General features: G+C 48.0%; 21 protein-coding genes, 4 pseudogenes and 1 other annotated feature. Of the genes and pseudogenes, 9 read left to right on the top strand and 16 right to left on the bottom strand.

What is annotated here, in order from left to right; all coding sequences use genetic code 11:
• Positions 1–12: 12 nt before the first annotated feature.
• The 6 genes and pseudogenes from JCM10914_RS18860 to JCM10914_RS18835 all read right to left on the bottom strand — a co-directional run bounded on the left by JCM10914_RS18860 (position 13) and on the right by JCM10914_RS18835 (position 6,913).
• Positions 13–1,637, bottom strand: a pseudogene (locus JCM10914_RS18860) (oligosaccharide flippase family protein).
• Positions 1,638–1,692: 55 nt separating this feature from the next.
• Entirely contained in the window at positions 1,693–2,175 is a 483-nt protein-coding gene (locus JCM10914_RS18855; protein ID WP_023963684.1) for a DUF456 domain-containing protein, read from the bottom strand.
• Positions 2,176–2,182: 7 nt separating this feature from the next.
• Complete coding sequence (locus JCM10914_RS18850) at positions 2,183–2,929, bottom strand: Cof-type HAD-IIB family hydrolase (protein WP_023963683.1); 747 nt, start codon at positions 2,927–2,929, stop codon at positions 2,183–2,185.
• A gap of 162 nt (positions 2,930–3,091) precedes the next feature.
• A pseudogene (locus JCM10914_RS18845) lies at positions 3,092–5,130 on the bottom strand (peptidoglycan D,D-transpeptidase FtsI family protein).
• A 137-nt stretch (positions 5,131–5,267) separates the two neighbouring features.
• Positions 5,268–6,418 (bottom strand): annotated as a pseudogene (locus JCM10914_RS18840) (transglutaminase domain-containing protein).
• A gap of 48 nt (positions 6,419–6,466) precedes the next feature.
• A complete protein-coding gene (locus JCM10914_RS18835) occupies positions 6,467–6,913 on the bottom strand; it encodes a hypothetical protein (RefSeq protein WP_023963678.1) in 447 nt (148 codons plus the stop codon).
• A 177-nt stretch (positions 6,914–7,090) separates the two neighbouring features.
• Here JCM10914_RS18835 and JCM10914_RS18830 point away from each other — a divergent pair, with 177 nt between their 5' ends.
• Together JCM10914_RS18830 and JCM10914_RS18825 are read left to right on the top strand one after the other, a co-directional pair.
• A complete protein-coding gene (locus JCM10914_RS18830) occupies positions 7,091–8,257 on the top strand; it encodes an MFS transporter (protein WP_023963676.1) in 1,167 nt (388 codons plus the stop codon).
• A 405-nt stretch (positions 8,258–8,662) separates the two neighbouring features.
• Positions 8,663–9,010: a toprim domain-containing protein gene (locus JCM10914_RS18825; protein ID WP_023963675.1), complete on the top strand. Its 348-nt coding sequence runs from the start codon at positions 8,663–8,665 to the stop codon at positions 9,008–9,010.
• Positions 9,011–9,103: 93 nt separating this feature from the next.
• Here JCM10914_RS18825 and JCM10914_RS18820 read toward each other — a convergent pair whose 3' ends face one another.
• From JCM10914_RS18820 to JCM10914_RS18810, 3 genes are all read right to left on the bottom strand, one after another.
• The gene (locus tag JCM10914_RS18820) at positions 9,104–9,721 is read right to left on the bottom strand and encodes an SCO family protein (RefSeq protein WP_023963674.1); all 618 of its coding nucleotides are present in this window, start codon (positions 9,719–9,721) and stop codon (positions 9,104–9,106) included.
• A gap of 68 nt (positions 9,722–9,789) precedes the next feature.
• Positions 9,790–10,728, bottom strand: coding sequence for a heme o synthase (gene cyoE / locus JCM10914_RS18815; RefSeq protein WP_023963673.1), 939 nt, complete (start codon positions 10,726–10,728; stop codon positions 9,790–9,792).
• Between the two features lie 283 nt (positions 10,729–11,011).
• Positions 11,012–11,227 carry an alpha/beta-type small acid-soluble spore protein gene (locus tag JCM10914_RS18810; protein WP_036719006.1) on the bottom strand — a complete coding sequence of 72 codons (216 nt, stop codon included), beginning with the start codon at positions 11,225–11,227 and terminating at the stop codon, positions 11,012–11,014.
• A gap of 126 nt (positions 11,228–11,353) precedes the next feature.
• Here JCM10914_RS18810 and JCM10914_RS29335 point away from each other — a divergent pair, with 126 nt between their 5' ends.
• The gene (locus tag JCM10914_RS29335; protein WP_162834838.1) at positions 11,354–11,521 is read left to right on the top strand and encodes a hypothetical protein; all 168 of its coding nucleotides are present in this window, start codon (positions 11,354–11,356) and stop codon (positions 11,519–11,521) included.
• Positions 11,522–11,525: 4 nt separating this feature from the next.
• On the opposite strand, the gene trpS is transcribed toward JCM10914_RS29335, so the two are convergent.
• Positions 11,526–12,512, bottom strand: coding sequence for a tryptophan--tRNA ligase (gene trpS, locus JCM10914_RS18805; protein WP_023963671.1), 987 nt, complete (start codon positions 12,510–12,512; stop codon positions 11,526–11,528).
• 108 nt (positions 12,513–12,620) lie between these two features.
• Positions 12,621–12,861 (bottom strand) — a binding site (T-box leader).
• 178 nt (positions 12,862–13,039) lie between these two features.
• Here trpS and JCM10914_RS18800 point away from each other — a divergent pair.
• On the top strand, positions 13,040–14,011 hold the full coding sequence (locus JCM10914_RS18800) for an aldose 1-epimerase (RefSeq protein ID WP_023963670.1): 972 nt from the start codon (positions 13,040–13,042) through the stop codon (positions 14,009–14,011).
• Between the two features lie 179 nt (positions 14,012–14,190).
• Entirely contained in the window at positions 14,191–14,412 is a 222-nt protein-coding gene (locus JCM10914_RS18795; protein WP_023963669.1) for an alpha/beta-type small acid-soluble spore protein, read from the top strand.
• A gap of 96 nt (positions 14,413–14,508) precedes the next feature.
• Here JCM10914_RS18795 and JCM10914_RS18790 read toward each other — a convergent pair whose 3' ends face one another.
• Both JCM10914_RS18790 and JCM10914_RS18785 read right to left on the bottom strand, forming a co-directional pair.
• Positions 14,509–14,913, bottom strand: coding sequence for a hypothetical protein (locus JCM10914_RS18790; protein WP_023963668.1), 405 nt, complete (start codon positions 14,911–14,913; stop codon positions 14,509–14,511).
• Between the two features lie 290 nt (positions 14,914–15,203).
• Entirely contained in the window at positions 15,204–16,997 is a 1,794-nt protein-coding gene (locus JCM10914_RS18785) for a M3 family oligoendopeptidase (protein ID WP_036719002.1), read from the bottom strand.
• Positions 16,998–17,121: 124 nt separating this feature from the next.
• Here JCM10914_RS18785 and JCM10914_RS18780 point away from each other — a divergent pair, with 124 nt between their 5' ends.
• Together JCM10914_RS18780 and JCM10914_RS18775 are read left to right on the top strand one after the other, a co-directional pair.
• Positions 17,122–17,307: a YycC family protein gene (locus JCM10914_RS18780; protein WP_023963666.1), complete on the top strand. Its 186-nt coding sequence runs from the start codon at positions 17,122–17,124 to the stop codon at positions 17,305–17,307.
• A complete protein-coding gene (locus JCM10914_RS18775; protein WP_023963665.1) occupies positions 17,304–17,534 on the top strand; it encodes a hypothetical protein in 231 nt (76 codons plus the stop codon). Before JCM10914_RS18780 ends, JCM10914_RS18775 begins: the two co-directional genes overlap by 4 nt.
• 72 nt (positions 17,535–17,606) lie before the next feature.
• On the opposite strand, the gene JCM10914_RS18770 is transcribed toward JCM10914_RS18775, so the two are convergent.
• Positions 17,607–18,299 (bottom strand): DUF2225 domain-containing protein, encoded by a 693-nt coding sequence (locus JCM10914_RS18770; RefSeq protein ID WP_231638705.1) that lies wholly within the window; start codon positions 18,297–18,299, stop codon positions 17,607–17,609.
• A gap of 58 nt (positions 18,300–18,357) precedes the next feature.
• Positions 18,358–18,735 (bottom strand): hemoglobin-like protein HbO, encoded by a 378-nt coding sequence (locus JCM10914_RS18765; RefSeq protein ID WP_023963663.1) that lies wholly within the window; start codon positions 18,733–18,735, stop codon positions 18,358–18,360.
• A gap of 411 nt (positions 18,736–19,146) precedes the next feature.
• Here JCM10914_RS18765 and ylbJ point away from each other — a divergent pair, with 411 nt between their 5' ends.
• Positions 19,147–20,373 carry a sporulation integral membrane protein YlbJ gene (gene ylbJ / locus JCM10914_RS18760; protein WP_023963662.1) on the top strand — a complete coding sequence of 409 codons (1,227 nt, stop codon included), beginning with the start codon at positions 19,147–19,149 and terminating at the stop codon, positions 20,371–20,373.
• A 64-nt stretch (positions 20,374–20,437) separates the two neighbouring features.
• Complete coding sequence (locus JCM10914_RS18755) at positions 20,438–21,241, top strand: NAD kinase (RefSeq protein ID WP_023963661.1); 804 nt, start codon at positions 20,438–20,440, stop codon at positions 21,239–21,241.
• Between the two features lie 68 nt (positions 21,242–21,309).
• Here JCM10914_RS18755 and JCM10914_RS18750 read toward each other — a convergent pair whose 3' ends face one another.
• Positions 21,310–21,801, bottom strand: coding sequence for a YutD family protein (locus tag JCM10914_RS18750; protein ID WP_023963660.1), 492 nt, complete (start codon positions 21,799–21,801; stop codon positions 21,310–21,312).
• 27 nt (positions 21,802–21,828) lie between these two features.
• Positions 21,829–22,721 (bottom strand): annotated as a pseudogene (lipA, locus tag JCM10914_RS18745) (lipoyl synthase).
• Positions 22,722–22,955: the final 234 nt, after the last annotated feature.

Raw genomic sequence — 22,955 nt, 5'->3', positions numbered from 1 at the left:
TGTATATAGCCTCTAGCCGCGATCCCGCAGCCGGGAAGGTTGTAATCTCATCAACGGACGAAATACCTTCTGCAATGGACGAGGATAGCTGCCAAGCTCCGATTGGCGCAGGACGCCGAACATCACCAACAACACGAGATAAACAACAACGACCGCCATCCCGACAACCAAGCATGTCAACAAGAAGGCCACACGTGCCGGCATGAATTCAACCAGTTGAATACCTGCCTGATTCAAGCCATAACCGATTCCACCCGCAATGGCGACCGTCATCACGAATCCCATCCATCGTTTACCGAGGATAGAGAACGATACGATGCCTCGAATCGATCTCAGATTAAGGATCGTTATGACCAGGAAACAAAGGGCCGTGCTGCCGATGATGCCGTATATCCCGAACAATGGCGCGAGCAGAAAGCTTCCCGCCAGCTTGACGGCTACACCGATCATAACGTGTACCATTGACAGCCTCGCCTTGCCGATTCCCAGCAAGATCGAGTTGGTGGTCATCATCGTAATCTGGAAAATCGTCCCGAACGTCAAGAATCCGATAATCCCGCTGCCGTCCAGTGAACTGAACAGTAATCCGTTAATCGAGTAGGCAGCTACACAGAGCGCGGTAACTACCGGCATGCCGGTTAAGATTGACACACGTAAGGCAAGCGTAACCTGACTCTTCAGATGCTCCTGATCCTTGCGTGCGAAAGCCGCCGATATAATCGGAATTAACGACGTGCTGAGCGCGATGGCCAGTATCGGCGGAATGCCTGCTATGCTCTGGGCACGGTTGCCAAGTACCGCAAGTGCTGCTGTCGCTTGCTCGGGCCCGATTTGACCGTTCAAAAGTGGCTTCACAATGGAACCATCAATAAAATTGACCGCTGGAACAGCCAATGACGACAATACGATCGGAATCGACAGTGTAAATATATCTTTGTAAATGCCAGCAAGTGGAATGCTGCGATCTGCCGAAGGCAGCTCGAGTTTCCGATCTTGACGGCGAAGCTTGACTGTAAAATACATCATAACACCAAAGGCGCCAATGCTGCCCAGCACACCGCCAAAGGAAGCACCTGCCGCAATCCATGTATCGTCATAACCCATGCGCAATAAGACGTAGGCCAGTCCAATTGCGGTTACTACTCTGGCAATCTGCTCAATAATCTGCGAGATTCCTCCTGCAGCCATATTGTTACGACCTTGGAAGTATCCCCGCATCATGGCGATAGCGGGGAATAACAGCAAGGCTGGCGCTAGCATCTGAATTGCCGCTGCCGATTCTGGTACCTTAGCGACATGGGTCGCATAAAAAGGTGCCCCGAAATACAGCAGCAGTGTCATAACAACACCCGCAGCTGCCGCGAAGATTAAGGCCGCATGGTAAACACGACGGGCTTCTGCCGGCTTATTTAAGGCATGCCGCTCCGACACCATTTTGCTTAAGGTGCTTGGAATACCTGCCGTAGCTACTGTTAACAGCATTAAATATACATTATTGGCGATGGTAAAGGCCGCATCCCCGACATCATTAAGCATGTGCTCCAGCGGGACCCGCTGGGCAAGCCCCAGCACCCTGCTACGAGCGCCGCAACCGCCAAAATAATCGTACCTTTAATAAACGTCTCTTTCTTCGACAAATCCGTACCCTTCTTTCTCCTCTATAAACGCCGCTTACAGCGAATCCCTATGTCTCTATCCCAGAACCCAGATCAAGAACACGATAATCATGGCAAGCTGCAGAATAATTTTGACTGCGATCGTGCTAAATAAACCGAGCACCGAACCGAAACCGACCTTCACTGATTTAGCGGGCGTAGAGCCTGCCAGCAACTCACCAACGAATGCACCAAGGAATGGTCCAATAATCAGGCCGAAGGCCGGGATTGCGAATGGACCTACGATAAGTCCAATCGTACTGCCCCAGATCGATGCTTTGGAGCCGCCCAGCTTCTTGACTCCCCATGCATTGACCGCGTAATCGGCCACGAACAGGATAACGAGTATCAGCGTCTGAATAATCCAGAACCAGGCGTTGTAATGCGCGAACGTAAAAAACCAGCCATACACGAATAACGCCAAATAAATGGCCACGACCCCTGGCAAAATCGGGTAGATCGCTCCAGCCATACCAATGACAAACAGAGCGATGATAATAATCCAGCCTAATACGTCCATTCACGCATCACCCTTTGGTCAGAATGTAATCCCTGATTACTTCTACAATTCCGTCATCATTATTACTCGATACGACGATATCCGCCTCGTCTTTCACCGTCTCTTGCGCATTTCCCATCGCAACACCGAGACCAGCTTGCTGGATGACGGCCAGATCGTTCAGACTATCCCCAACGGCAACCACCTGTTCCATGGTAATACCGAGCAGCTCACAGACTTGACCGATTCCGGTCGCTTTATTGACTCCAAGTGGATTAATCTCCAGATTGATGGGGGAAGAATTCGTGATCTCCAGTCCACCCATATCCTGCAACCGCATCAAAATGGTGTGCCTGGTCTCATCGTCCTTGGTGGAATATCCAAACTTTAACCATTCCTGCCCTGCCACGTCATCCGTCCATTGCTCCGGATTATGTAACCTTTCGACGGAGTATGCCCAGAACCAGGAGCCCGTTTCCACGGCAAGCGCATGCATCTGCTCGACGAGCTTGACGTCCAGCAGCGAACGCTGGTACAGATCATAAGGTGCGCGCCACACTTCACTGCCATTCACCGTTACCATCGGAGTCGTTAACTCCAACTGCTTGGCATACGGATACGCGTTCGCGAAGGCCCTTCCCGTAGACAGGCACACATGAACGCCGTGACGTACCGCCTCTTTAATCCACTTTACCGTCTCCACGGAGATTTCATGATCATCCTGCAGCAATGTTCCATCCATATCCAACGCTAACAATCGATAGTTTGGATTCATGTAATGCCTCCCTTTGTGTCTAGTCACGAGTAAACATAACGACATTTTACCACAATCCAGTTGGCTAAACTATGTGCGTACCTGACCCGTCTAAATAACAATGGCAGCCATAACCTTTCGGGCTGTTGGCTGCCATTCATTTAAATGCTAATCATGATCCGTCTAGTCCCCATCGCCATCTTCACCGTTCTCATCTTGCTTCTTCGGATGCGGCGTACCGTCTAATCCATAGACCTCATCGTATGCATCGAATATTTTACGAGCTACCGGAGCCGCACTTTGTGAACCGAAACCTGCCTCGGGAATGACAACCGCAACGGCCAGTTTCGGGTTTTGCCGTGGTGCGAAGGCAATAAATACGCCATTCTCAACCAGCTTACCGCCAACCGATTGTTCCGATGTACCGGTCTTCCGTGCAAGATCATACTTGAAACCTTCGAATGCTCGCAGCCCCTGCGTATTCATGCCAGCAATAACCTCATTCCAATATTGATCGGGGAACTCAGCCTTATTCAATACTTCGCGTTCAAATTCTTTGACCACATTGCCGTTTTGATCTTCAATCCTCGTTGCCATTTGAGGTCTGATTCGCTCACCACGATTAGCCAACGTGGATGTATATTGGGCCAGTTGCAGCGTTGTGTATTTCCCCGATTGTCCGAATGAAGCGTAAGCCATGGAAGCCAGATAACTTCCCGCTTGCTCAATATTGGTATACTCAATAATTCCTTTGTGTTCTTTAGGCAGACCGGATTCAGTTGATACACCAAGCCCGAATTTCTTCATGTATTCATCCCACACGCCAACCGACTGAGCACCGTATTTGTTGTACAGCTTCTCTCCGATCCAATCTACCATAAATGCGTTGGAGGAGTTTTCAATCGCCTTTCTTGCATTCAGAGAACCGAAGCTTTACCACCCGAGTTCCGCACTCTGGAGTTATCCTTCCCGAAGAAGGCGGCGCCGGAATCATGATAATAATCGTTCGGGCCGAACAATTTCTCATTGAGTCCAATAAGCACGCTCAGCGGTTTCACTGTAGACCCTAGCAATACCACCGACTCCAAATTATTGCCAGAACGACCGGAACTGTAAGGAGAAATCGTACCGTTCCCGTAATACTTCATGACGCTTTCCCAGTCATCTGAACCGAATTCCCAGACGTTCGAATCATAATCGGGCATGCTGGCCATCGCCACGATATTGCCGGTATCCACCTCCATCGCCACCGCATATCCGGTTTGCGCATTCGGATGCAGCTTGCCGGATACCGGGTTCGAATGCAGCCATTTCAACTGATCGATAATGGCCTGCTGTGCGGCCAACTGTATATCTTTATGGATGGTTGTATGAATGTTATAACCCTTCTCTGGTGCAACCATCGTAGGCACGCCATCGGCCATGTTCTGTGGATTGATCGGAATTTCGATATATCCGTTCTTACCCCGTAATTCATCCTGGAACATCATTTCAAGACCGTCAACGCCCACCTTCTCGCGTTCGGTATAGAAAAGTCCCGGATCTTTCAACGTTTTGTTTTGTTCGTCGATTTCTTTATATTTACTCTGATCCTTGGTCCCCCTGAATTCTTTAAGATATCCGATGGCCTGCACGGCCACCTGGTCCTGGCTGTAATGTCGCTGGCTTTCTTCTACAACCTCGACTCCCGGATATTCGGATTTATGTTCCATGAAATAAGCGACTTCTTTGGTTGATAGATGCGCCTTGATCCGTCTTGGTTCAAAGCCCGGCTGTTTATTAAATTCGAGATCCATCGCCTTAATCACGTCATCGTAGGTCAGATTCTCTGCATCCTTGTCCCCGAATTGATTGAACACCTCGACCATCTCTTCAGCCAGCTGCTCAATTTCCGGGCGATTCTGCTGCCCTTTCTCCGACGAGCTATAATCTTTCAGCAAGGTTAAATACAAGGATTGCGAAGGCGTGGAATACGCTAATGGCATTCCTGAAGCATCAATAATGCTGCCCCTTATAGGCTGCAAGGGAAAATTCTTAACCTGTCCGCCCATCTCCTGCTCCTTAAGCTCTGGACCTTCCACGAACTGAAGGATGGCGAGACGTATAATAATGACGCAAAATATAATAAAAGTGCTGAAAAAGAACACATTCACCCGTAAATTGAACTGACTGCCGGCATCTCCGTCTTCTGGTTTGCGCTTGTCCGGCCTAAACCCTTTCACGTAAGCTTCTCCCCTTTATCTGCGTGCATTCCACTATCGATATATAGAACATCTTATCATAAACGCCCCCCCACTTCATCCGGCGTCCATATAACAAGAGCAGACCTTCATACTTGAAAGCCCGCTCCCATAACATCCTAGAACACTTGCTCTTTAATATGCGTCTCATGGAATTTAGGCGGATTAAACCAATTACCGCTCTGTGCCCACGTCGGATCCAGTGGAGCCCATGCTTCTTTCTCGCTCAGATACACTTCATTCCACGCATGCGGTCCATAGCCGCCTTGTCCATTATAGCCTCGACCCGTGACTACCCTAACTTGCAAATCCTCGGAACGGGCCATCATCGCGTATAGCCGCGCATAATCAATGCAGACACCCATACGGGTATCATACGTATCCTGAGGTGTCTGTTCCTTCCAGATTCGCTGTTCTTCATAAAGCGTGACCTTGTCGTAGTCGTAGGCAATTCGGCTGCCTACCCAATCATAGAGCTTTCGCGCTTTCTCCTCATCGGTTGAAGCTCCTTGCACGACATGGGCGGCAGTCTGTTCGATTCCCTTCGGAATCTGGTGGTCAATCACTTCGTACTTTCGTTGCATGATGCCATTTAATTCTTCTTGCACGGATTGGGTGAATACAGGTAGTTTCTCCCGCACGATATTGCCTGACAACGGTTCGATCACAGCCTGGGCGCCTTGCTGATACACTGGTGAAGCTTCAACATAGCGGCTAAAGCGTGATCAGGATACACACTAACCCATATAAATAAAATAGCAATGGCAATAATACCTCTGGCGGCACCCATAATGATGCCGATTCCGGCACCAGCAAGACGACTGATCAGTGAAGCGGGCGTTGCCTGTGCAGCGCCGGCATAGTATCCCGCTCTCCCTCCCGTAACGAATTGTACGATCGATCTTAGTATCCACACGATGAGTCCATAGCTCAGCATAAACAATACGGCAAACCGTAACAACGGGAAGTCCGCCAATGACTTAATAGCCGTGTAGTAGATCTGTTCCCATAACCGCAATTCGCGGTCCGGTAATACGAAGCGCTGACTGAGCCAATCTCCTGCAAGGGGAGATACACGAAGTATCAATAACGCCGACAGGACCAGGCCCGCCAAACGCAGCACCGCATCCCCTAGAAAAAAAACAAGCTTCCCAGCTGACCGGGAGGCTCCGCGATTCCATCCTTGAAACAAGGAGAATGCCATAATCAATAGCAGTAAGATCGTAATGACATTCCCATTAAGTGCGCTTTCCACCCAAGCAGACATCAATTCAGCATCCCTCCTCTCAAGCTGTCAGATGCCTCCGACTTATCCCGCTCATTTAGAGCCTGCATTATTCCTCGCGTCATTAATAAATCCTTGTATCGTATCGTTTATATCCCATTTGCCCACCGGAACACCACGAAAAGATACCTCTACCTCTCTCGAGGTTGAACTCCCGACCAACTCCAGGTTGGGGGCTTTTACCGTATAGGTACCGTCTTCATTCGATGTATATTTTGCTTCCTTTGCTTCCTTCATCATCATATTCATGGCTTCGGTCTTAATTGTGTCCACCGTCTCATCTTTGACGGTAGATACCACTTCCCCGATTTTGTCGAGCGATATCCCGCTATAAATAAGCAAGCCTGCAATGATCAATACAGCAAGCGCCCATTTAACTACCGTTCGCACCACGTTCAACACGATAAATAACACAACCAGACCAATCGCTATAACCAGCCAGTTTTGCTTAAGAAATTCAATCCAGACCTGTGTATCCATTTCATTCACTCCCGTCCTTTTCAAAGCGGCGGTTATTGGCCGTCTTATTAATTATACATGATACCCGGATCAACTGTCAGCCAACCTCCCCGTTTCATAAAAAAAGGTATAAGCTTGCCCGCTAAGGCGTACAAGTAGTAGTGGCGTTCATCAATTGTCTGGTAGGAGGTTGCTGCTTTGAAGACCGCATTATGGCTATACATGTTTTTGTTCCTGGCTTTTTTTGATCTGCATGCTCAATATCCCGTGCTGACTCCATTTGCAATCTCGCTTGGAGCAGCTCCCACCTTCATCGGCTGGATGATGGGCATCTATGCCTTAACCCATCTCCCGGGCAATCTCATCGCTGGAGGACTGATCGATCGTCACGGCAGCAAGCGCTACATCATCTTCAGCTTAACCGCTGCTGGCGTTGTGCTGCTGCTGCAAGCGCATGTTCAACTGCCATGGCAACTCCTGGCGCTGCGATCGATTAGCGGTTTTGTGCTCGCTTTTCTATCACCTGCATGCTTGACGCTATTGGCCTCACTGTCAAGGGATCCGGTAACACAGGGTAAATATATGTCCGGACATGGCGTTATTCATACGCTTGCTTCCGTTTTGTCGCCGGCCGCGGGTGCCTTTATTGTAGCCAACGCTGGATTCTCCGGCACCTTTCAGACGCTTGGTTGGTTATTAATTTTCACGGGAATGATGGCCTTATTTAGCTTGCCTAAGCATTCACCAGTATCTTCTGGAGAGGACAGCACGGCTGATGCCATAGAAGAGAAGTCTAAGCGTCTTCCCTTTAGTCTACGCATCTATCTCATTCCATTTGCCATCGCGTGCTCCCAAGGCATCCTCTTCTTTGAGATTCCGCTGCGAGACAGCGGCCAGGCAAGCATTATGTCTACTGGATTGCTTTTCTCCGTAATCAGTCTCGGTGCATTGGTCACGCTTAGCATGCTGTTTCTTAATCGCTACAAGCCTCACGGCCGAGTCGCTTTGGGCATACTCGGGCTTGCTATCTGCTTCTACGCCCTGGCTGCAGCCGATCATACTCCGCTACCCTATATTCTGTTTGCACTCGGTTTGTCCAAAGGCGTTCTCTTTCCCGCCGTGTCGTCCCTTTTTATTAATCTAAGTGGTGGACGAAAGCTCGGAAGTGTATTCTCGCTGCAATCCATCGCCATGTCCCTCGGATCTTTCGTTGGACCGATTGCCGCCGGTCAGCTCCGAATGGTTGTGTCCCCTTACTTTATAGCGTTCTTACTATTAATGTTGGTCTTGCTCATGCTTCCGAAGCATAATCATCATGAGCCCGAAGCATCTATATCCTCCGATAGCCCTATCTCCACCATATAATCGAATAGCCCAAAACCTGGGTAACTAGGCCAATGCACAATCCGCATGGGTAGATTGACATAAGATACAGTGTGGCAAATGACCACGGACAATAAACCAAGGGGTGAAACCTTCATGAGTCACGTACATCATAAACATCATTGTCATACAGCAGGCCATGGAAATTCAGTTGGTATGATTCTTGTACTGTACATTCTGCTTGTCATTATCCTTAGCTGTTTCTAGAGAACAGGTCCGAATCTCTATTGTTTAACGGCCTTCCAACGAGGGCCGTCTTTCTTTTTTTTGCATGATAAACCGCAAACAAGTTACACTATACATACATTATTCGACGGCTAAGCTACATTTCCCGGGGAATGCTGCCGAGTAAAGCCATATAATGACAACGGTAACCGAGGTGACATCATGTCTATATTTATCATTGTTGAGGGGAAGAATGACCGCAGCCGCCTTCGCCGACTACTAACGACCGACATTACGATCCTGTGTACATTCGGCACCTTGAACACCACCAAGATCGAAACGTTGCTGAAGCAGGTTCGTGATCAAGAGGTGTATCTATTCATGGACAATGACAGCTCGGGCAAGAGAATCCGAGGTCAACTTCGAGACGCCTTTCCCGATGCGGAGCAGATCTATACTCGCCGAGGATATGCCGGCGTTGAAGGCACACCTGATGAATATTTGATCGGCCAGCTGGAGAAAGCGGGGCTTGAGCCTTATATTTTGTACCCACCTGTAATCGAATATTGAATCATTTACTCACGATATGAATGATTCATCACGATAAATAAAGGCGTTCCCCATCTATAACGATGAAGAACGCCTTTTAGTTGTAATATAAGATTATTCTTTAACTAAAATCTTGATATCGTTCACAACATCCTTAATCTCAACTTCCTTCGGATCTGCCGCATTATACATCTTGCGAATGTTGTTGTCCCGATCCACGAGCGCTATGGAGTTTCCGTGCGTAAAGTTGGTCGAGTCGTTGCCGAGCAGCGGAATCTTGAATGACTCCTGCATCAGCTTCCGCGTCTCCTCCTGATCTCCACGCAAGAAATACCAACCGCTATAATCCGCGAAGAAACGATCGCCGAATTCCTTGATCTTCTCCTTCGTATCCGTCTCAGGATCAAACGAGATCGATACGAACTTAACCTCGTTGCCGAACAACCCTTCCTTCTTCAATTCTTCTTGAATTTGCGAAAGAACCAGAGTCGTGATCGGACATACATCCGGGCAGCTCGTGAAGTAGAAGTACATCAGCTTGACGGATCCTTGGGTATCCTCTGACGTCACGGTAGTCCCATCCACATTCTCCATCGAGTACGCACTGACTTCCCGTACGATGGGGAATTTGTCTTTACCAAGACCCAGAGCGTTGGCTACCAAATACGCAGCAGCAACCAAGCAGATCGCAAGCAATATCCAAGTCCATTTGTATCGTTTAAATGTATTCATAGCCTTTATCGTTCTCCCTTCGTTCCCGTCCCTAGTCGGTATAAGAAATCGCCCAACGCCCCACTACTTTAGGAAATGGTGTTGAGGATAAGAACGATCAGGCTCAACGTCAGGTAATTAATCGAGAACATAAATACTTTTTTCGACCACACCTCGTCGTCTTTAGCCCAGAAGCCTTTTATCGCGGTATACAACCAACCGATCGAGAGCAACAGGCCGATAACGAGAAAGAATTTGCCTGCGTAGCCGTAGGTGTACATCAGAATCGGCAATGGAATCAGTAGTACCAGATACGGAATCATTTGTATCTTCGTACGCTTAATCCCTTTCACAACCGGTAATAACGGAAAACCTGCCGCCCGGTATTCCTCCACTCGACGAATGCCAAGAGCCCAGAAATGGGGTGGCTGCCACAGAAATAACAGTGCAAAGAGCAGAATCGCTCCCATATCAACTGTGCCTGTTACCGCAACGTAACCGATGACTGGCGGCATAGCGCCTGAAATCGCGCCTACGGAGGTGCTCCATGTAGATGTCCGTTTAAGCCAGAGTGTATAGACTACGACATAGACTAACATTCCTACTAGACCGAATACTCCCGCCATCCAACCGGAGAATCCAAACAGAGTAGCTAGTCCAACCACACCGAGTATAATGGCATACCAAAGAACAACCTTTGGAGTTAACCGTCCGGTTGGTAATGAACGATCCCGGGTGCGCTCCATCTTCATGTCCAGCTCCCGGTCAAAATAGTTATTGAAGACACATGCGGAAGCCATGACAAGTACGGTTCCCAGCAATGTCATTATCATCAATCCGAATTGAAAATCCCATTTCGACGCGAGCCAAAATCCGGCAAAAGTCGCTATGAGATTCGACCGCAGTATTCCGGGTTTCGTCACCGTGATAAAATCCTTCCAAGTCCCCGCCTTTTCGGGAGGTGCAGGCGCTGCCGAAGCCAGTGCTGCGGATTCTGAAGGAGCCTGGTATCTCAAGTGATTATCCACGTGTAAACGTTCCTCCTTGTTTCTGTCTTTGTGGAGGAAGTGCTGCCTCCGATATAAAGTGTATCATATCATTAATAAAAAGTGTTTAGCAATCCTTCATAATTCATACGTCCTATATGACAATTCAGTGACATTTGGTAACGATAAATCCTTGACGGTATACCGTTGTTTAAGGCACAATCTGTCTATGCAGCGATACGTTGTTACGCGCTTATGTAATAATACAAGCCCGGGCGCAAATGATAGCGCACCGGGCTTTCCAATCTACTATAGGGAAGAGATATTACAGCTGGCGACCAGTGCCCGAAAGCGCCTGTTCAGCTTGCTGTACCAAACGTTTTGTAATGTATCCGCCCAGGGAACCCGTTTCGCGGGAAGTGTAGTTACCATAGTAACCGTCCTGTGGAATTGTTACGCCCAGTTCTTGAGCAGCCTCCAGTTTCAATTGTTGAAGAGCTGCGTTTGCTTGAGGTACAACCAGATTGTTGCTGCGTGCCATATTAAATATCTCCCTTCACTGAATGTCTGTGTGTTATTCCAGTGCAAGCTTGCAAACTTATTATGGCTCTTTCTCGCAGCCTTATTCGTTATTTTTTTAAATTTAATTCTATGGGGGTTTTTTCGTATGAGTAAAGGTCTTTCTTTATGGTTTGCCATCTCGTCTATCGTCCTTTTGAGCGCTGCCGCTATGACCATCAGCACCAATGCCATTATCGCCGTTGTTCTAGGTGTTCTATCCATCTTCAATATGGGTTGGGGCTTCATCATTAAGGCAAGACGACGTCGGAACTAGCGCTCTACTTCGCCGGGAGAAATCCCATCTTGTCTCGCACGCCGTGCATAATCTTCGATGCCGTCTGCTCGGCATGCTCCGCACCTTTAGCCAGGATGTCATGAATCTCGCCGGTTTGGCGAATCTCGTAGTATCTGTTCTGAAGAGGTTCGAGAGCAGCTACTACCACTTCTCCAAGCTCCTTCTTAAATGCACCATACATCTTCCCTTCAAAACGCCCCTGCACCTCTTCCAGAGAGATACCTGCACACTCGGAATAAATGCTCATCAAATTACTGACTTCCGGCTTCGCCGACGGGTCATATACGACTTCCGCCCCGGAGTCGGTCGTTGCTCTGCTGATTTTTTTGCGTATTTGATCCGGTGTATCCAGCATCGCGATATAGCTTCCTTCTACAGGATTGCTCTTACTCATCTTCTTCGAAGCATCGTCCAGCGACATAATCCGTGCTCCGACCTTCGGAATATATGGATCTGGAAGAGTGAAGTAGTTACCAAACCGATGATTGAACCTTGCTGCCAGATCACGTGTGATCTCCAGATGCTGCTTCTGATCGTCCCCAACCGGAACGAGATCGGCGTTATACAGCAGAATGTCCGCCGCCATCAGCGCCGGGTATACAAACAACCCTGCTCCGACGGAATCCTTTCCTTCTGACTTATCCTTGAACTGCGTCATTCGCTCCAGCTCACCCATGTTGGTCAACGTCGTCATAATCCATCCAAGCTCCGTGTGCTGCGGGACATGCGATTGCAAGAAGATGTTAGCACGTGCCGGGTCGATTCCAGCTGCTACGTATAAAGCGGCTACCGATTCGGAGCGGTCGCGCAATGAAGCAGGGTCTTGTGCTACTGTAATGGCATGCAAATCAACGACCATGAAATAACAATGGTGTTCTTCTTGCAATTTGACGAAATTTTTGATGGCGCCAATGTAGTTACCGAGTGTCAGGTTCCCGCTTGGTTGTATGCCTGAGAGTACCGTTTTCATAAATAATCGAACCTCCATTTACCATTCTGTATTCTAAATTTGCTCCCATAACCTGATGAATCGCCGCTCTGCCAGTAGCAGAGAGAACGCAAAAAAAGCCTCCAGTCCGCAAGGGACGTGAGACCGTGGTACCACCCTTATTCACTACAATCAAAAAAAATTAACTGTAGCCTTGTCATTCCTGTAACGGGGAATACCCGGCCGGCATAGTAAGGATTACATAAGGCTCCCGTTTCTGCTCCAGCACTCAAAGGTCCATTCAGCAAAGCGGCTCCACCGGTTCACATCAACCACCGGCTTTCTGAAGGATATTCCGCGTATGCTTACTTGTCCTTGTCATCGTGTTCAAATCATCATTGATCACTATTACATGCAATGATAAAACTCTTGGAGTAGCTTGTCAATTCCCGTCTGAAATTCGAGTGAGTCGGATATTTACCAAGCTTTTCATACGCATCTGGCAGAAAATCTGTTATGATGTGTTTAATCGTTCAGACCATGATTTCTGTTAGTAAAGGAGCATCGATATGAATCAAGTGACCAAAGGCCAGTGGAATGGTTATGACACCTATATTCTAAACAGCGGCCGTCTTGAAGTGACTCTCCTTCCTCGTCTTGGTAACAACGTCATTGGAATCAAAGACATCGAAGAACAGCGCGACATCCTCCGAAAACCTGATGAAAGCGAGCTCGCCTTCTATCTGCAAAAGCCTTACCACTTCGGTATTCCGATGCTCATTCCGCCAGGGCGGATAGCGAAGGGCCGTTTTGATTACGGCGGAGTGGCGTATCAATTTGACCAAAATACCGCCAACGATAATCATATTCACGGTCTGCACCGTTCCCAGGCTTGGTGTGTCAGTGATATCGAGGAAGACGAAGATGAAGGATGTACGGTAACGACTGAATTCATTACAAGTGACGATCCCAAATGGATCGCACAGTTCCCCGTACCGCTAAAGCTGGAGATGTCGTTTCACCTCCATGGCTCTGTATTTAAGCAGAGACTGCGTGTAACCAATACAGGATCAAGTCCCATTCCTTTCGGACTGGGCTATCATACATGGTTCCTGCTCGATCGTGAACCGCATCGCTGGACTTTAGAGCTGCCGGTTGAAGGCATCTATACGCTGGATTCCGAATTGATCCCGACAGGCGAATTTTCCTCGCTTGGGCAACTGGAACCTTTGAATACCGGTATGAACATGAAAGATGCTGATTTGGATACTATCCTTAAAATTCCGGATGGCCAACCAGCCGAAGCCAAGCTTACACGAGATGATGGTTATGAGATTATCTATTCCGCCGATCGAACCCACTTCAAGCACTGGGTTCTCTACACCAAAGGCAACGCTGAAGAATATCTCTGCATCGAGCCTTATACCTGGCTGCCCAATGCTCCGAATCTGAATCTTCCGGATGAGGAAACCGGTCTGATTCATCTGGAACCAGGCCAGCATGTAGAGTTAAATACGGATATACGCATCCATAAATCATAACGTAGTACTTCAGAGCAGCCCAGACAACGGGCTGCTCTTTTGCTTGCTTTCATCATACAAGTAGAGCTACCGATCTTGCTTGATAATTTTACCACTGTCACCTCTTCAATTTTTACGAATGAGATTCCTATAGTTAAGGTCATAATATCCTCATACAACATCAAAGGAGGTGACATGACATGGCTCAAGGTCGTTCTTCTAACAATCTTGTCGTACCTCAAGCAACCGCAGCTCTTCAACAATTGAAGATTGAAGCTGCACAAGAATTGGGCGTAACGATTCCACAAGACGGTTACTACGGAAACTACACTTCCCGCGAAACTGGTTCTTTGGGAGGTTACATCACCAAGCGTCTTGTACAATTGGCAGAGCAGCAATTATCGGGTCGTTCGAACCAGTAATTCGCATCTCTTCCCTCCAGCTAAGTATAGAAAGAGGCGATCTTCTCCCCAGAGATCGCCTCTTTCCTTGTTATATATTGTATAAGTCTTATCATTTCAAGATTCCGAAGCAGCTTCGGCATATGTATGTCGAGGGTAGCGAATCATCAAACTCGCCATGTTATAGTTCGATTCAAGAATCGCATCTACAACAACCATTCCTTGTCGTACCATGAATTCGTAACTGATCTCGCCATGCGTCCAATGACGTTTATGCTTCAGGCTTTCGAGCGCCATCGTTCGAAAAGAGAGTTGTTGAGCTTCACTAAGCCCCTCTTCAAGCGGAGCCATGACTCCGTTACGACCAGCCAAAGGATTATGCCTTATGCCAAATTTCCCAATGACGTTATTTCGTATTTGTACAAACACCGTACCTGAACTTAGACCTCCCAACTCTTCTTCCAGCTCTTTGAAAACAATGTCTAATTGTCTAGCCAGTGATAATTGATCTAGTTTCACCATCTCTTCTCCCCCCTTTATTAGTAAATACTCCCTATAATTAGGCTTGTGACTCATTATAGGGTAAAGAAATCAATGTATCAACAATATTCAACACAATTAGGTATTTATTACTAAAATTGCACAAATATTTTATGTTATTCGTCCTTTTTTGCGCCATCTTTCATTCTTTTACGACAAAAAAAGAAGCCCCGTAGCTTCCATCATGAGTGATGAATAAATACGAATCCATACCTCCATAAAACGATGACAATTAAATCATTACATATCATATTATGCGTTATTTCAACAAATTATGCCATATTATCCGTCATTTCCAAAAATTCTTTGATGTCCGCTACGCAAGAATCCGCCGCACTTTGCCAGAAATCACGCTGAGTTAAATCCACATTCAGATGTTTTTTCGCCAAATCTTCGACAGACATGATGGCCGTATCGCGCAATAAGGCATCGTATTTGTCGGCGAATGTTGGACCTTCCTGCATCGCACGTACGTAGAGTCCGGTGCTGAACATATAACCAAACGTATACGGGAAGTTATAGAACGGCATGCCCGTGCTGTAGAAGTGCAACTTGGAGGCCCAGAAATGAGGATGATATGAAGTCAAGGCATCACAATACGCTTCCTTTTGAGCTTCCACCATCAGCTCATTAATCTCCTCCGTGCTAAGCAGGCCATTCCTTCGTTTCTCGTAGAAACGAGTCTCGAACAGGAAGCGGGCATGGATATTCATAAAGAAGGCCACGCTGTTCTGAATCTTCTCCTCAAGTAAAGCTACCTTCTCTTCGATCGAACTTGCACCCTTCACCATCGCGTCAAATACAATCATCTCAGCAAAGGTCGAGGCGGTCTCGGCTACGTTCATGGCATACTTCTGATTCAGCACCGGGATACCGCGCATGACGTGCTGATGATAGGCATGACCAAGTTCATGCGCCAAGGTGGATACGTTCGAGGCGGTTCCGCCGAATGTCATGAAGATCCTTGTTTGGTTACTTGCAGGGAAAGATGTACAGAATCCACCGGGGCGTTTGCCGGCACGGTCCTCAACCTCGATCCAACCTTTGTCAAAAGCCATCTGGGAGAACTCTGCCAATCTCGGGCTGAACTTTCCGAATTGCTCAACGATATTAACTGCGGCATCGTCATACGTGATTTTGCTGGCGGACGCACGCAGCGGAGCGTCAACGTCCGTCCATGCTAAACCTTCAAGCCCCATAAGCTTCGCTTTACGGTTCAAATACTCGACGAGCACCGGCTTGGCATCTTGAATAACAGCCCACATCGTATCCAGTGTCTTGCGCTCCATACGGCCGATCGCGAGAGGTTCCTTCAGTACGTCTTCCCATCCACGACTCTCATACAGCTTCAAACGGAAGCCCGAAAGATGGTTGATCGTATCTGCACAGTAGTCTGCTGATTCGCCCCAAGCTTGCTCCCATTGCTCGAACATCTTTTGGCGAACCTCGCGTCTTGGATCATGCATCCGGTTGAAGGCTTGCCCTGCCGACAGCAGCTCGGTTTTCCCGCTTTCCTCATACGGAATTTTGATCTTGCTGACAATTGTATTGTAGAATTTCCCCCATCCATGGTAACCGTCTACGCCCAAAGACAAGGCCAGGCTCTCCAGTTCGGGACTCATCTTCTCCATCGCGAGATTCCGGCTTTCGTTCAGTACGAAATCCAGTTCGGAAACGCTCTCGCTACTGGTCCACTCTGCCCACAACGCATCGTCGATTCCGCGCAGCACGTTGTCGAACTGATTCTTGGCCGCCTGAAGCGCGGCTCCAAGCGAGGTCATGCGGCCCGAGAGTTGCGACGCCTTCTTGTCGTTGACGTCCTGCGCGCTTAGACAGCTTACGAATGCAGACGCTTCACGGGTGCGTGCATAGGCGCTTTGGAACTGCTCTATAAATTGTTCCAGCTCCGAGGTCTCCTCTATCGCAGCAGGCACTACCATTTTTTTTACCTCCGACTGAAGACCTAACACATCGGACTCCAGTTGTTCTATAAAGGTCAAAAACTGCGGAGAAGCAGATCCTCCGGGAAATATCGAATCCAAATCCCACGTTGGTCGAAGTGCCATACATCCTCATCACCTTTCTAATCTCTAAATAATTTCTGTTGTCTAGCATAACCACATTTGTACGAACTTCGGGAAAAGTGTATAACTATATATAACGAAAATTATGGCTGGAGGAACGATACAAATGAGACCTTTACAAATCTCGCCGGAAACGGCGATTGCGCTGTCCAAACAGCTGGGTGTCCCACTTGAACAGCTGATGCATATGCCACAGCATATATTGATGCAAAAAATTGCAGAACTGGCAAAACAAGAGGGAGCAGGCTCGCAGGGAGAAGCAAATGAACCCGAAAGCTCGGAGAACTCATGATTCCTTTTTCGAATACCGTGCCCTACGATGTCGTCAGCAACGATGTATATGTACAAAACTGCCCTTTCTGCGGCGCGGATAACGTTCTGCTTCCCATGAAACCCAAGGAGCTGATCACCGTGCGTGAGGGCAAGAAGAAGCTGCTGATTTTCCCTTGCTGCCACAACAAAGTCACCGTACTCGACAGCGATGGCGACTATCTGCTTACAGACCAGCGCTTACGATAGAACTATTGAAATGGCCCACGACGTACTGCGCCTCTTCTAGCGTCTGCCCCGAAGTGGGCTTATTGCTTGTCTTCAGCTATTCGCTTCCGATGCGCTATCCTCGCCTCGCATCTGCTCACTGGCTAAACGCCATTGTTCCCTGGACGCGCGAATCATAGCAGCATCCAAAATCTTCTCATCCCGCACTAGCCGCGAGAACCACTGTACGGCTTCCTGATATTCCCCAAGCCTGCGATGAATTTCTCCAATCAGGTAGAGCAGTCTGGCATCATTCGCCCCGACTCCCTCGAGCTCGAACACCCGAATATAAGAACCCAGACTATACCGCAGGAACCTGTCCTCCTGTTCCTGATTATGCTGGTAACGATGCAGCCACGCGATATGATGCAGTAAGCTGGCGATAATTCGATCCCGCTCCCCAATCACCTGTGCACAGAGCAAGGCCAGTTTGTACGCTTCCAGCGCGTCATCCAGATTTCGTTGTCCGCCCAGATCCCGCTTCTCCCAGCGATGACCGATTTGGGATTGGAAATCCGCCTTTTGTCGTTCGTTTAACCGCTCTGCCGAATTCTCCGTTGAAGCAAATCCACATTCAGGGCAAATGCGAACCACATAGAAATCCGGATTCTCGGATTTATAATAAGCACAGAAATCCGTATCGGTTCGGGTCGCTTTCTTGAAGCTGGGCCTTACCCTTGATGTTAGATATTCATGGTCGCAATATGCACATTTCACCTTTATCGAATACAAAGGTTCCATTTTCACGCCAACCGCCATCCCTTCAAATCATGCACCCTAAGCCTTATCAACTGCCATGGTGGCATTAGTTCGTGTTCACAAAATGATGTGCCGGACCCGAGAGTCGTTGCAGCACAAAATCACGCAATTCATCCTCGGCGCCAATCTCGATCAATGCACCCGCCATACAACTAAGCCATTGCTCTGCGTGACGGTCGGTGATCGGGAATTTCATATGCCGGGCACGCATCATGGGATGTCCATATGCTTCTGAGAATAAGGCCGGACCGCCAAAAAATTGGCTAAGAAACATGTATTGCTTCTCCATGACCGGTAGAATATCCTCAGGAAACAATGGGGACAGCAGCTCATTCTCCTGAACTCTCGGATAAAAGGCTTCCACGAGTGCTCGTACACCCTCAGCGCCTCCAAGGTTATCATAAATGCTAAGACTCGGATTCATACCCCTTCATACCTCCCATCTGTCTAAATACTCTTGAATAGGCACACTACACTCTCATTATAACGCAAAAAACAAACAAAAAAAGGCGCTAAGCTAGCTTAGCACCTTCTAATCCCTATTCAGTAACTGCGCCAATCCTCTTCACTCTGGACGAGAGAAGCACGTATAACATAAACGAAGGCGCACACTAGTATACCTGCGACTATGCTCATGATCATCACTCCATCCAAACTTAATACGAAAGATGTGCTTTGATGCTTTTATTATAGCACACAATGCTTCAAAATAAAGGGGTTTTGTAACCGCTTTCTCATGTTTTTTTATACTGTTTGTCCTATTTCCAGCATATATTTTAATCGTTGAGACCTATATCGTTGCATTTCACACCAAAGCAGGGGGCGTACTCCATATATGACCAAGAAAAACATAGGCTGGCTATTCTTAATGACAGCGCTGCTCAGCGTTATTATCCTGATGGCTGCATTTCCGGATGCTGCCCTGCAATCAGCTCTGCGCGGCCTTTCCATATGGTGGGACATCCTGTTCCCTTCGCTGTTTCCGTTCTTTGTTATTTCTGAGGTGCTGCTTGGCCTTGGTGTCGTTCATTTAATCGGTACCTTGCTCGATCCCCTGATGAGACCGCTGTTCCGCATTCCAGGCGCTGGCGGCTTTGTTGCAGCGATGGGTTATGTGTCAGGATACCCTGTTGGAGCGAAATTAACCGCCAAGTTATGGGAACAAAAAATGGTAAATCGCGAGGAAGGTGAACGCCTTGTTGCTTTTACGACCTCCTCGGATCCGATATTTCTGATCGGTGCTGTATCGATTGGCTTCTTTCACGATGCCAAGGTTGGCCTCATGCTGGCGTTGGCCCATTATGGAGGAGGATTAGTGGTTGGTCTGCTGATGCGTTTCCATGGTAAGTCACAACCCCTTAACCATGACGGCATTCATCTATCCCATCGCAAGATCAGTCGAATCAAACGGGCTTTGCATTCGATGCACCTTGCCAGACAAGAGGATGGCCGGGATTTGGGCACACTGATCAAGGACGCCATTCAATCTTCGCTACAACTGATTATCGTAGTTGGTGGTCTGGTTGTATTCTTCTCGGTGTTTCTTGAACTTTGGACAAGGGCTGGTGCCATTCCAGCGTTAACTGCATCGATTAGTGTCATCCTCTCGTTCGTGGGCATTCCAGAATCCTTATCGACTGCTATCGTAGGCGGGTTATTCGAAGTTACCCTCGGGGCTCGTTATGCCGGTGAAGCCGGGGCAGCCATCCCATTGCCTTACAAGGCTGCCGTTGCTGCTTTTATCTTATCATGGGGGGGCTTGTCCGTTCATGCTCAGATCATAAGTATCCTCAATTCAACGAATTTGCGATATGCTCCATTTGTATTCGCTCGCCTCATGCATGGCGTCATTGCGGCCAGCGCGGTATTAATGTTGTGGGAATACGTGATGGGCTCTTCTCTGCCTGCGATGATGCCTATGGGTGTTTCGGACACGTATTTAAACGGGTATACCCATATAATGACGGCTTTTTGCATACTGCTGGGAGGCATCATCTTCCTCGCGCTGTGCATTCATTGGTTGAGGTACCTCCAGCAAAAATTCCGTAAAACCCCAAGGTGAACATTGTGTTATTCTCCAAGATTGATTATCATCTTTATATAACCTTACAAAGGAGCTTATCAACTTGAGATATTATGTTCTGGACCGCGGTGACCCATTGTCTGTAGAGCTGACTCAGCAATTTCACAAGCTGGCGGAGCAGCGGGGGTTTGTGCTGGATGCAGAATCTCCTGAGATTGTTGTATCGATCGGCGGAGACGGTACGATGCTACATGCTTTCCATACTTTTATTGATCGAATTCCTGATCTTGCCTTTGTCGGCGTGCACACGGGCCATCTGGGGTTCTATGCTGACTGGAAGGCAGACGAATTAACAGAACTGATTGATCATATGAGCGGAGAAGGAGAGCTTGACAACGTCAAGCCACGCCTGGTCAAATACCCCCTTGTTCAACTGGAGATTCACAAGAAATCAGGAACGTCCTCTTATATTGCGTTGAATGAATTTACCCTTAAAGGCATTGACGGTACCGTCGTAGCTCAGATTGACATTAACGACGTGACCTTTGAAATGTTCCGAGGCGATGGTATATGCATATCCACCCCATCCGGCAGCACTGCTTATAACAAGAGTGTCGGGGGGGCGATGGTACACCCAACGATTGAGGCTCTCCAGATCGCTGAGATCGCTTCGATTAACAATCGTATATTCCGAACCTTGGGATCACCGTTGCTGCTGCCCAAGCATCACCATTGTGATATCTTCTCGCGTAAAGAGCAGCGTCTGTTACTGACCATTGATCATATCAATATATCGATAGATGATCTCGTATCCATTCGTTGTCAAGTAGCAGAACAGCAAGTCAGTTTCGCTCGCTATCGTCCCTTCCCCTTCTGGAATCGCGTCCGTGATGCATTCCTGGGCTAACCCCCATCCTGGATACACACAAAAAAAATCGGCTCCCCATTTGGCGGGTGACCGATCTTTTTTTATGATTAATGCGTAGATTTATGTGTCTTTCCTTCACGCTGTTCCCGTCTGGACTCTTTGCCATCCCGATGTTCACGCTGTGACCGATGCTCACGACTTTCCTTATGCGGCTTATCCGAACCGTTATCCTTGTTAGCTTTGGGTTCGGTCTCCACTTCGGACTCCTTCGCCATTTCCTTGCCCTCGGACGAATCCTTGGATTCCCGCTCCTTCACATCCTTGTGTTCCTTTGTTTTTTGCAGCACGAAGTGCGCGCAGCCAAAGTTGCAGTATTCGTTAATATAATCAGACATGCTGGAGAATGTAGAATCCTTTGCTGCCTTAGGGTGATTGTCGCGATAGAAGCCCTTCAACCGAAGCTGATTGTATCCCCAATCCCCGACGATATAATCATAACGGTCAAGCACTTCGCTGTATCGTTCACGGAAAGCTTCCGGGTTCCAGCCGTTACGATGATCCTTCAACACTTCATAGCTCTTATTGCCGACAACGATCATTTGAAGCTTCCCCTACCCTTCTCAAGGTTACAACTGAACCGTTTCTTCCTTATTGCGTTCTGCCGATTTTACTTGCTCATGTGCATGATAAGAGCTGCGAACAAGCGGACCTGATTCAACGTGGCTGAAGCCCCGCTTCATCCCTTCCTCTTTCAGTATAGCAAACTCTTCAGGTGTGTAATATTTATCAACGTTCAAATGCTTCGGTGATGGCTGTAAATACTGGCCAATGGTCATAATATCACAGCCTACGGAACGTAGATCGTCCATCGCTTCAAGGATTTCATGCCACTGCTCGCCTACCCCCAGCATAATACTGGATTTGGTCGGAATGTCCGGCTGCATCGACTTCGCATTCTTGAGCAGTTCTAGTGAACGGGAATATTTCGCTTTGGCGCGTACCCGGTCCGACATTCGCTCTACCGTCTCAATATTATGATTTAGAATGTCCGGCTTTACGTCCATCACGATTTTGAGTGAGTCCGCGTCACCCATGAAGTCGGGAATAAGCACTTCGACCGAACATAACGGCAGGCGACGACGGATCGCTTTCACCGTCTCTGCAAATATATAGCACCGCCATCTTTCAGATCATCCCTGGCTACGCTGGTAACCACACAGTGACGCAAGTTCATCTGCTCAGCCGCCTCGGCTACGCGCTCAGGTTCCTGCAGATCAAGCTCTGTTGGAAGTCCCGTATTCACAGCGCAGAAGCGGCAAGCACGCGTACAAATGTCTCCTAGAATCATGAAGGTCGCCGTACGATTAGCCCAGCACTCATAGATATTCGGACAACGCGCCTCTTCACATACGGTATGTAACGTCTTGGATCGCATCATGCTCTTGATTTCTTTATAATTATCGCCGGTCGTCAGCTTGATTTTAATCCAATCCGGTTTAGGCTGTTTAGTCTTTGACAACGAAAAAACCTTCTTTCGAATGTATTGATTGGCCCTTGATTCCGCCTATCTTTTTTTGTTGTTCCATATTATATCATGAAACCCAGCATAATACCTGTTTCACATCGGTATGAGATTGATCTTGCTCCGGCATGGATAAAAATCCTTCTTTCGATTCACCCTACAGTGTAGTCACCACTGTCCGTACTTCATGAAGACCATCTTAGAAGGAGGAGAAAGATACTTTGAGGATAT

Source organism: Paenibacillus sp. JCM 10914, assembly GCF_001315105.1.
In the GTDB taxonomy this organism is placed as follows: Bacteria; Bacillota; Bacilli; order Paenibacillales; family Paenibacillaceae; genus Paenibacillus_AQ.
Note: the sequence above shows the minus strand (reverse complement) of the source record. Positions and strands in the feature narration are given on the sequence as shown.

Coding starts and splice junctions, on each gene's coding strand:
- JCM10914_RS18855 (WP_023963684.1), bottom strand. CDS start 2,175: ATGGACGTATTAGGCTGGATTATTATCATCGCTCTGTTTGTCATTGGT.
- JCM10914_RS18850 (WP_023963683.1), bottom strand. CDS start 2,929: ATGAATCCAAACTATCGATTGTTAGCGTTGGATATGGATGGAACATTG.
- JCM10914_RS18835 (WP_023963678.1), bottom strand. CDS start 6,913: ATGGATACACAGGTCTGGATTGAATTTCTTAAGCAAAACTGGCTGGTT.
- JCM10914_RS18825 (WP_023963675.1), top strand. CDS start 8,663: ATGTCTATATTTATCATTGTTGAGGGGAAGAATGACCGCAGCCGCCTT.
- JCM10914_RS18820 (WP_023963674.1), bottom strand. CDS start 9,721: ATGAATACATTTAAACGATACAAATGGACTTGGATATTGCTTGCGATC.
- JCM10914_RS18810 (WP_036719006.1), bottom strand. CDS start 11,227: ATGGCACGCAGCAACAATCTGGTTGTACCTCAAGCAAACGCAGCTCTT.
- JCM10914_RS29335 (WP_162834838.1), top strand. CDS start 11,354: ATGAGTAAAGGTCTTTCTTTATGGTTTGCCATCTCGTCTATCGTCCTT.
- trpS (WP_023963671.1), bottom strand. CDS start 12,512: ATGAAAACGGTACTCTCAGGCATACAACCAAGCGGGAACCTGACACTC.
- JCM10914_RS18800 (WP_023963670.1), top strand. CDS start 13,040: ATGAATCAAGTGACCAAAGGCCAGTGGAATGGTTATGACACCTATATT.
- JCM10914_RS18795 (WP_023963669.1), top strand. CDS start 14,191: ATGGCTCAAGGTCGTTCTTCTAACAATCTTGTCGTACCTCAAGCAACC.
- JCM10914_RS18790 (WP_023963668.1), bottom strand. CDS start 14,913: ATGGTGAAACTAGATCAATTATCACTGGCTAGACAATTAGACATTGTT.
- JCM10914_RS18785 (WP_036719002.1), bottom strand. CDS start 16,997: ATGGCACTTCGACCAACGTGGGATTTGGATTCGATATTTCCCGGAGGA.
- JCM10914_RS18780 (WP_023963666.1), top strand. CDS start 17,122: ATGAGACCTTTACAAATCTCGCCGGAAACGGCGATTGCGCTGTCCAAA.
- JCM10914_RS18775 (WP_023963665.1), top strand. CDS start 17,304: ATGATTCCTTTTTCGAATACCGTGCCCTACGATGTCGTCAGCAACGAT.
- JCM10914_RS18765 (WP_023963663.1), bottom strand. CDS start 18,735: ATGAATCCGAGTCTTAGCATTTATGATAACCTTGGAGGCGCTGAGGGT.
- ylbJ (WP_023963662.1), top strand. CDS start 19,147: ATGACCAAGAAAAACATAGGCTGGCTATTCTTAATGACAGCGCTGCTC.
- JCM10914_RS18750 (WP_023963660.1), bottom strand. CDS start 21,801: ATGATCGTTGTCGGCAATAAGAGCTATGAAGTGTTGAAGGATCATCGT.